This window comes from Ochrobactrum sp. SFR4 (assembly GCF_019730395.1).
Lineage (GTDB): Bacteria > Pseudomonadota > Alphaproteobacteria > Rhizobiales > Rhizobiaceae > Pseudochrobactrum.
In genome coordinates, this window is sequence record NZ_JAAPBB010000193.1 from 1 (window position 1) to 464 (window position 464).

Below are 464 nucleotides of genomic sequence, written 5' to 3' on the forward strand. Positions count from 1 at the left end.
TCAGTCTGTTCCTGATCGCGCAGGCGGCCGGTTTCATCCGCTGCCGCCTGAGCTGCACGGCGGGCAGCGCTGATCAGATCGGATTTTCCGCTGCTGGCTGGCTGATCGGAACCGCGGTTACGCTGTTCATCACGGACACGACGGATAATTGCATTGAGATCCGGCATGGCTGCAAGGGTCTGATCAACGCGGATTTCTTCGTTTTTCACTTCTGGCTGCGTTGCCGCTGCCTGCGTGTCGAGTTCCAGCAGATCGCTGGCTTCGATCTTGAAATCTTCCGTGACAGCAGTTGCCTGAGCGTCCGGCTTTGAGCGGCGAACAGCTTGTGCAAGACCACCGAGCAGGGATTTACGGGAATCCGCTTTCGGATTGTCAATATCTGCATCCACACGGGCTTTATCGGCTACCGGATGTGCAGCAGACTTGACCGCAGCACGGGCGGCTTCAATCGCAGCATCGGCAGG

At 58.2% G+C, this 464-nt stretch carries 1 pseudogene; it reads right to left on the bottom strand.

From position 1 onward, the window contains the following. Window positions 1-464: pseudogene (locus HBA93_RS18560) on the bottom strand (hypothetical protein); the annotation flags it as partial.